Genomic DNA, 8,048 nt, shown 5'->3' with positions numbered 1-8,048 from the left:
GGCGCCGCTCGACGTAGGCCAGTTGCGCCGGCATCTGCAGGCGCACTACGGTGCCGCCGCCGGCTGGAGCGCCGAACGTGCAGGTGGCGCCGATGGCGGCCGCGCGCTCGCGCATGCCGACCAGGCCGAAGTGGCCGGGACGGGCCGGCAGGCCGGCCGCTGCTCCGGCTGCGCAGTCGGCCGGCAGCCCGCGGCCATTGTCGCTCACTTCCAGCTGGAAGGTGCGGGCGTCGTAGTCGAGCAGCAGGCGCACACACGAGGCCTCGGCGTGGCGCGCCGCGTTGAGCAGCGCTTCGCGCGCGATCGACTGCACTTCGCCATGCACGTGGGAGGGCATGGCGCGCGGGCTGTGCTGCAGTTCGAGCTGGAAGCGCCCCGGCAGCAGCACGGTGCCGTACTGGCGCAAGGCCTGCGCCAGTTCTTCCGGCGCCCCCGTGGCGCGCAGGTCCATGATGTAGTTGCGGCCCTCGACCATCAACTGGTCGGCCAGTTCCAGCGTCTGCTCCACCCTGGCCTTTTCCTCGCTGCCGGGCGCCATGCGGGCCGACTGGCGGTCAAAGAACATGATCAGGCCCTGCACGCTTTGCAGCAGGGTGTCGTGCAGGCCGCGCGCGATGCGGGCCCGCTCGGCCAGGCGCTCGTGCAGCAGGTCCTGCATGCGCGCCGTCAGCTGGCGCACCCGCAGCGCGTACAGCGCGGCCAGCGCCAGGCCGCCGGCCGCCGCCAGCAGGGCGATGAACCACGGCGTTTGGGTGAAGGTGGGCGGGATCTCCAGCTGCAGCTCGGCGCCGTCGCCGTTCCATACCCCGTCCTCGTTCGACGCCACCACGCGGAAGCGGTAGCGGCCCGGCTGCAGGTTGGTGTAGAAGGCTTCGCGCCGGCCCTGCACGTCCTGCCAGCCGCCGTCGACCCCTTCCAGCATGTAGCTGAAGCGCACCCGTTCCGGCATCGACAGGCTGAGTGCAGTAAAGGCGATCTCGACGTCCTTGCTGCCTTGCGGCAGGCGCACATGCGGCAGCGGAAGGTAGGATGCGCCGCCCGAACGCAAGGCGCGGATTTGCACCGACGGCGCCAGCAGGTTGCGCGCAATGCGCGCCGGGTCGATGCTGGCGATGTCGCTGGCGGTGGAAAACCACAGCTGGCCGTCGCTGCCCTGCACCAGCGATGGCAGCGGGCGGAATTGTTCGGCGCCGCCCGGCAGGCCATCCTGAGCGTCGAAACGTTCGAAGCGCAGCGGAGCGCCGTCGGCGCCGGTGCCGTCCAGCAGGCGCTGCACTTCCGGGCCGGCGATGCGCGTGATGCCTTCCGTGCCGTGTAGCCACAGTTCGCCTTGCGGCGTGCGTGCCATGCCGGATATCCCGCGCAGCACGGCATTCACGCCGTGGTAGCCGGTGCGGTCGAACCAGCCCAGGCCGAATTCGCCGCCGGCCCATACGCGCGGGCCGTCGACCAGCAGCGACAGCACGTTGCCAAGCCGCATGCCTTCCGTTTCGCCGAATACGCGCGCCTTGCCGTGATCGATGACGGCGACGCGGCTGCCGACGTAGGCGACCCAGATGCGGCCTTGCGCATCGGTGGACACGGCGGGCGCCATCGCCTGCGGCAAGCCGGGCACGCCGCCGTCCTTGGTCCAGCGCCCGCCCTCGGCGCTGAACAGGCCTTCGCGCGAGATGGAGAGCCACATGCGGCCGTCGCGGTCGAGCGTCATGGCTTGCACGTCGTGCTGGGCGTAGCGCGCCGGGTGCGGGTAGCGCGACACCTGCCCGGAAGGCGCGCGCCGCCAGCGTTCATTGCTGTCGCCGAACCACAACGCGCCGTCCGGCGCCCGGTAACCTGCCGACATCTGGTTTGCCTCGCGCCGCAGCGGCTCGCCCTGCGCGCTGTAGCTGAATGCCGCGCCGGCCAGGCTGCTGACGATCACGCGGCCGTCGCTGTCGGCCAGCAGCCCCGGATGGTCCAGCGGCTCGCTGGTGGACAGCAGGCGCAGACGGTTGCGGCGCAGCCGGTCCAGGCCGGCCGTGGTGCCGATCCAGATATTTCCTTCCCGGTCTTCGAACCAGGTTTGCGGCAGCGCGCCGCTGATGCCGTTTTCGCGCGTCAGCTTCTGGCCTGGCCCCGGCTGGACGCGCTCCAGCGCATTGCCGTTCAAGAGCCACATGGTGCCGCTGCGGTCGAAGTGGATGCCGTTGGCCGCCAACTCGGGCCGCGGCACGGCTTGTCCGGGTGGCGGCCCCGCCAGCACGCGGTAGCCGCGCTGGACGCCGTCCGTGGCCCAGATGGTGCCATCCGGGCCTTCCGCCATCGCCATCAGGTCCAGGTGGGGCCAGGCGCGACGGAAGCGCTGATCCGGCGTGTCGCGCCAGTAGATGCCGCCCTGCACCGAGACCCATTGTCGTCCGCTGCGGCTGAACAGGACCTGGCGCGCCGCGCCGGCCGGTAGCCCGCTGTCCGGGGTGATGGGCGTGAAGCGCGCGGCGCCCGGCGCCAGTTGCGCCAAGCCACCGCTGACGCAGGCCCAGATGCTGCCGTCCGGCCCCTCGGTCAGGCTCATGACGCCGGACGGCGGCAGCCCTTCGGCTTGGCCGAACTCGCGCACTTTGCCGCCTACCAGGGCCGTGATGCCGCCATAGCGGTGGCCGACCCACAGGCCGCCGTTGCGCGTGGCAAGCAAGCCCATGGTGCTGGCCGACTGCAGCCGATGTCCGGCCAGCGACTCGACCCGCTCGAAATGGGCGCCGTCAAAGCGCATCAGGCCGCCCGGCGAGGAAATCCATAGCCAGCCGTCCGGCGTCTGGGCGAACTTGACAACGTCGCTTGGCGCGCCTTGCAGGCGGGTCCAGGCGGTGTGGGTGTAATCTGCGAGCAGGCGGGAAGGCGCTGCTTGCGCGGCCACACCTGCTGCAAACAGGAGGGCAGCAATCAGCGTACGGGAAGACATCCCGTCAGTGTAAGTGATTTCCGGTTAAACCATCAGCGCGCCATGCAGAGCCCTTTTTCCGGGCCCGGCATGGACGGATGCTTATTTAGTGGTGCAGCGGTTTGCCGGCGGACTGGCCGGTGCCGGCGGCCTGATGCAGCGCATGTTCCAGCTTGCTGGTATCGAAATACGCGCGCAGCGATCCGACTTTACCGTCGCGCATCTTGAAGACGTGGACGAAGGGGTTGTCGTAGGCGATGCCGGTGCTGCGGGCCACCCAGCTGGAGTCGCCCGTCACCACCAGGGTATCGCCTTCCTGCACCATGGTTTTGGTTTCCAGATGCGTGCACTGCGTGATTTCGGCCAGCTTCATGAAGTATTCGGCAATCTCCTGCTTGCCGCGATAGCTGCCGCCTATGGGCAGGTAGTCCGATTCGGGATTGATCATTTCCGCATCGTCGTTGAAGCGTTCCAGCAGGCTTTTCAAGTCGCCTGCCGCAAACAGCTTATAGCCTTCGCTGATGAATTTCTTGGTGTCCATGGCATCCCCCAATCACCGGCACCTGCGGCGGCATGCCGCAGGGCTGCCGATCAGATAAGCCTAGTACCTGGGGGGCGGAAGTCAAGCTCAGCGCGGGGTGCCGAACACCTGGGTCCAGTAGGCAGTAGGGTGCCTGGCCTGGTGGATGGCGAGGCCCGCGCCCATCTCGGTGAAACGGGGATTCATCAGGTTATGGCAATGGCCGGGACTGTTGATCCAGCCGTTGACCGCTTCCTGGGCGCTGTTCTGTCCGCGCGAAATGTTTTCCGCGACGTTGCGCCAGCTGTAGCCTTGCGCTTCGACGCGCTGCGGCGCTTCCTGGCGGCGCCGGTCGACGTGGGAGAAGTAGGATTGCTGCGCCATGTCTTCGCTGTGCGCCAGCGCAGCGGCGGCCAGGCGCGCGTTCCAGGCCACGGGCGGCGCGGCGGCCATCCAGGTATCGCCGCATTGCCTGCCCACCGCACGGGCGGCATTGGTGGCGTCCAGCACTTCCTGTGCGGCGCTGGCGGCATCCGGCAGCAGCAGCACAGGATTCGGCGCCGGCGCCGCCAGCACGATGGTCCATTCATTGCCGGCCTTGTGCGCGCCGATGTCGCGGTAGCGCGTGCTGCCCAGCGTGGCGCAATAGGTTTCGCGCAGGGCGTCGAAGGCGGCGCGTGCTTCGCCCGGCCCCTCCACGCTCACCGCATCGGCGACTTCGGGATCGTAGCCAGCCTGGTCGAGCGCGGCCAGCAGGATGGTGCCGGGGCGCAGCGCAAGCTGCGACAGCAGGCGGTGCGGCGCCAGCACCGGCACGGCGGGGCGCTGCCGTCCCTGGCATGTGGCAGGCGCGGCGCGCCAGGCGTTGACCATGGCCGCCAGCTGCTCCGCATCGCTGGCGCGGGCGGGAAGGATGTGCGACGCACATGCGATGGCAAGAATGGCAAGCCTTTTCATGGGCCCACTATACGCGCTCTGGTAAACTGCGCGCAACAGAGGAGTGTATATGGTTTCGTTGCAAGAACAATTGATGAAGGCCGGCCTGGTCGACAAGAAGAAGGTCAACAAGGCGCTGCAGGACAAGTCCAAACAGCACAAGGAAGAGCTGCGCACCGGCACCAAGGCGGTTGACCAGTCGCGCGAAGCGGCGCAGGAGCAGCAGCGCAAGAACGCCGAACGCGCGCGCGAGCTGAACGCGCAGCGCGACGCCGCCGCCAGCCAGAAGGCGGTCATGGCCCAGGTGGTGCAGATGGTGCAGCAGCACCGCCAGCCAAAGGGCAATGGCGACGTGGCCTACAACTTTACCCTGGGCAGCAAGATCGACCGCATCTATGTTTCAGACAAAGTGCAGCAGCACCTGGTCAACGGCCGCCTGATGATCGTGGTACTGGACGGCGTGGCCGAACTGGTGCCGAAAGTGGTGGGCGAGAAGATCGCCGAGCGCGCGCCGGAAGTGGTGGTCGCGCTCAAGAAGCCCGCCGTCGAGCAGCCGGCGGAAGACGATCCTTACGCCGACTACAAGATCCCCGACGACTTTACTTGGTAACCAGCACGCCCTGCACGGCGGACACGGTGTAGTTGACCGTCGACCCGCCGTAGCCGGCCCAGTTGCCCAGGTCGAAAGTCCCGCCGCCGGACAGGCGCTGCGCTTGCAGGTTCTGGTAAGTCAGCGGCTGCTTGGGCAGGCACACCTGCGGCACGCCCACCGTTTGCAGGAAGGTCACCGAACCGGCGCCGATGCGCGATCCTTTGCCGTCCTCCACCAGCAGCGCCGTTTCCACGTCAACTCCGATGCCGCGCGCCATGGTTGCCCAGCCATCGTTGACGATGCGCGCCATGAAGGTCACCAGCCTGCCCAGCCGGTCGCGCGTGTCGAAGTGCGCATCGGTGATCACGCTGCCCATGGCCTGCATGGCGAGGTAGTCGCGTTCCAGCGTGATGCGCTTGTCGAAGGGATTGGCCAGCGCTTCACTGGAGGTGATGCTGCCATTCAGCGCGCTAAAGCCGAAGCGGCCCAGGAGCATCATGCCGGCGCTGGTGCCGCCGATCGGTGTCTTGCGGTTGGCCAGCTCCTGGATCGCAGCCTGCACCGGCGTGCCTTCCCAGAAGTTGATGTAGTCGGACTGGTCGCCGCCGGCGATGAACAATTCTTCCGCGTTGCGTATGCGCTCGATCACGAAAGGATCGTTGGCCGCGTCGCGGCTGGGGATCACCAGCGTTTCGACTGATTGCACGCCGCCCATGGCGAAGATATAGGGGTTGTAGGCATCGGTGCCGCGGCTGCGGATCACCACGAAGTTGCCGCCGCCGCCTTTCTGGATCATCCAGCTGAAGGCGGCGTCGACGTCCGGGCCGCCGCCCATGAGCACCATGGCGGACTTGGTGCGCGGCGCCACCACGACATTGGTGGGATCGCCCACCGCGTAATACTGGTAAGGCTTGCCTGCCTGGGCAGGCGCTGCCAGCGCGGCGGCCAGCAGCAGGAAGACAGCGAAGAATCGGTGAAGACGTACCATGGCGATGCTCCCGGGCTGAAGTGGATCCTGCCCGGCCATTGTACGCCCAACAACTAGCAGGATTTAAGCGCGCGCGGGAATTTTCAGGCCGCGCGCCACAGCCGGGCGGTCCAGGAAGGCGGCCAGCACGCGGCGCACGTTGGCGAACTTCTCGAAGCCCACCAGTTCACCGGCGCCATAGTATTCCACCAGATTGCGCACCCAGGGGAAGACCGCGATATCGGCGATGGTCATATTGCCGCCCATGATCCACTTGCGGCCTTCCAGGCGCTGCTCCAGCACCGCCAGCAGGCGCGCCGCTTCGGCGATGTAGCGGTCGCGCGGACGCTTGTCCTCGTATTCCCGGCCGGCAAATTTGTGGAAGAAGCCGACCTGGCCGAACATCGGGCCGATGCCGCCCATCTGGAACATCAGCCACTGGATGGTTTCGTAGCGCGCCGCCGGATCCTGCGGCAGCAGCTTGCCGGTTTTCTCGGCCAGGTAAAGCAGGATCGCACCCGATTCGAACAGCGGCAGCGGTTTTCCGCTCGGGCCGTCCGGGTCGATGATGGCCGGGATCTTGTTGTTCGGGTTCAGCGACAGGAATTCCGGCGACATCTGGTCGTTGGTCTCGAAGTCGACCAGGTGCGGCTCATAAGCGAGGCCGGTTTCTTCCAGCATGATCGATACCTTGACGCCGTTCGGCGTGGGCAGGGAATAAAGCTGCAGTCGTTCAGGGTGTTGGGCCGGCCATTTGGCGTTGATGGGGAAATCGGTGATGCCAGTCATGCGCAAACTCTCTCGGTTGGACAATGAACCGCGATTATGCGGCAATCCGGTTTTTCGCGCAGTGCACCCTGGTCATCCAGCCGCGCGGCGGGCGGCGCGGCAGGCTTCGAGCTGGGCGCGCAGCTCGCCGGCCTCGGCCAGGTAGTTGTCGCGCGCGGTGGCGGCGCCGACCAGCTCCATCTCGGCGGCCAGCTTGGCATCGGACAGCGTGGCAGCGATGGCGACGCTGCGCTCAAGCTGGCTGCGCAAGTCGGCGATCTGTGCGTCCTTGCCTTCGATCGCCAGCTGGTCTTTCGCCTTGCCGACCAGGGCATCGGCGGCGATGTTGCGCGCGTTGCGCAATTCGCCGTTCAGGCGCGTGATCTGGTCTTCGTTCTCTTCCAGCGTGGCCTGGGCGGCCGCGAGCTGGGCGCGCAATGTTTCGATTTCGGCATGCAAGGGCGTGCCGGTTTCGCGCGCCGCTTGCTGCACCCAGTCGCCCAGCGCTGCCGCCACCGCGGCGGGAATTTCAAATCTGGAAATATCTTGCTCTGCCATGTACGGCTCCGTTGAGTGAGGAGGGAAGCCAGTCACGATAGCGCACCGGATTGCCGCGTGGCAATGACCGCCTTGCCAACTCCGCGCATATTTTTTCGGTCTTTTTTCATTTTCCGGGAACGTGGAACAATCTTTGTGCATCCAATGTCAGGAAAACAGCCAAACACGGGGAAAGCAATGAACGACCTAGCCGCATTCGAACAGCTGATGCGCCGCCACAACCGGGCTTTGTACCGTACGGCGCGCAGCATCGTGAAGGACGATGCCGAAGCGGAGGACGTGTTGCAGGAGGCCTACATCCTGGCCTTCCGCGGCATGGAAAACTTCCGCGGCGAATCGAGCCTGTCGACCTGGTTGACCCGGATCGTCATCAACGAAGCCATCGCCCGTTCGCGCAAGAAGATCCGCATGGCCGACATCATCCAGCTTGACGGGGAGGCAGCAATGGACGAACACAATGAACAGCCGGAACAGGCGCTGTTGCGCCGCGAGGCGCGGCGCCTGATCGAGCAGAAGATCGACGGTTTGCCCGATGCCTTCCGCACGGTGTTCGTCCTGCGCGCGCTGGAAGAGATGTCAGTGGAGGAGACTGCCGCCTGCCTCGACATTCCCGAAGCGACCGTGCGCACGCGCTACTTCCGCGCCCGCGGCCTGCTGCGCGAAGCCTTGTCGCGCGAGCTCGATATCGCGCTGGAAGACGCCTTCGCCTTCGATGGCGCGCGCTGCGACCGCATCGTCGCCAACGTGCTGAAACGGCTGCACGACTGACCACCCACCAAAAGGAGAAACA

The 8,048-nt window shown here is 66.7% G+C and carries 8 protein-coding genes; 2 read left to right on the top strand and 6 right to left on the bottom strand.

Going from position 1 to position 8,048, the window contains the following annotated elements:
• The 3 genes from GM658_RS26350 to GM658_RS26340 form a co-directional block, all read right to left on the bottom strand.
• The coding region (locus GM658_RS26350; protein ID WP_155457089.1) for a sensor histidine kinase at positions 1-2,938 on the bottom strand (2,938 nt) is incomplete at its 3' end.
• 85 nt (positions 2,939-3,023) lie between these two features.
• Complete coding sequence (locus tag GM658_RS26345; RefSeq protein WP_155457088.1) at positions 3,024-3,458, bottom strand: nuclear transport factor 2 family protein; 435 nt, start codon at positions 3,456-3,458, stop codon at positions 3,024-3,026.
• Between the two features lie 87 nt (positions 3,459-3,545).
• A complete protein-coding gene (locus GM658_RS26340) occupies positions 3,546-4,394 on the bottom strand; it encodes a CAP domain-containing protein (protein WP_155457087.1) in 849 nt (282 codons plus the stop codon).
• 49 nt (positions 4,395-4,443) lie between these two features.
• On the opposite strand from GM658_RS26340, the gene GM658_RS26335 reads away from it, so the two are divergent.
• Positions 4,444-4,983: a DUF2058 domain-containing protein gene (locus tag GM658_RS26335; RefSeq protein ID WP_155457086.1), complete on the top strand. Its 540-nt coding sequence runs from the start codon at positions 4,444-4,446 to the stop codon at positions 4,981-4,983.
• On the opposite strand, the gene GM658_RS26330 is transcribed toward GM658_RS26335, so the two are convergent.
• The 3 genes from GM658_RS26330 to GM658_RS26320 form a co-directional block, all read right to left on the bottom strand.
• Positions 4,973-5,953, bottom strand: a complete 981-nt coding sequence (locus tag GM658_RS26330; RefSeq protein ID WP_170298994.1) for a cyanophycinase — start codon at positions 5,951-5,953, stop codon at positions 4,973-4,975. The two genes, GM658_RS26335 and GM658_RS26330, sit on opposite strands and share 11 nt — an antisense overlap.
• A gap of 63 nt (positions 5,954-6,016) precedes the next feature.
• Positions 6,017-6,721, bottom strand: coding sequence for a glutathione S-transferase N-terminal domain-containing protein (locus GM658_RS26325; protein WP_155457084.1), 705 nt, complete (start codon positions 6,719-6,721; stop codon positions 6,017-6,019).
• A 72-nt stretch (positions 6,722-6,793) separates the two neighbouring features.
• The gene (locus tag GM658_RS26320; RefSeq protein WP_155457083.1) at positions 6,794-7,258 is read right to left on the bottom strand and encodes a hypothetical protein; all 465 of its coding nucleotides are present in this window, start codon (positions 7,256-7,258) and stop codon (positions 6,794-6,796) included.
• A gap of 144 nt (positions 7,259-7,402) precedes the next feature.
• Between GM658_RS26320 and GM658_RS26315 the strand changes: the two genes are divergently transcribed.
• Complete coding sequence (locus GM658_RS26315) at positions 7,403-8,026, top strand: RNA polymerase sigma factor (protein WP_155457082.1); 624 nt, start codon at positions 7,403-7,405, stop codon at positions 8,024-8,026.
• Positions 8,027-8,048: the final 22 nt, after the last annotated feature.

The sequence above is a fragment of the Massilia eburnea genome, assembly GCF_009720745.1.
In the GTDB taxonomy this organism is placed as follows: Bacteria; Pseudomonadota; Gammaproteobacteria; order Burkholderiales; family Burkholderiaceae_D; genus Rugamonas; species Rugamonas eburnea.
This window is presented reverse-complemented; position numbering and strand designations above follow the sequence as displayed.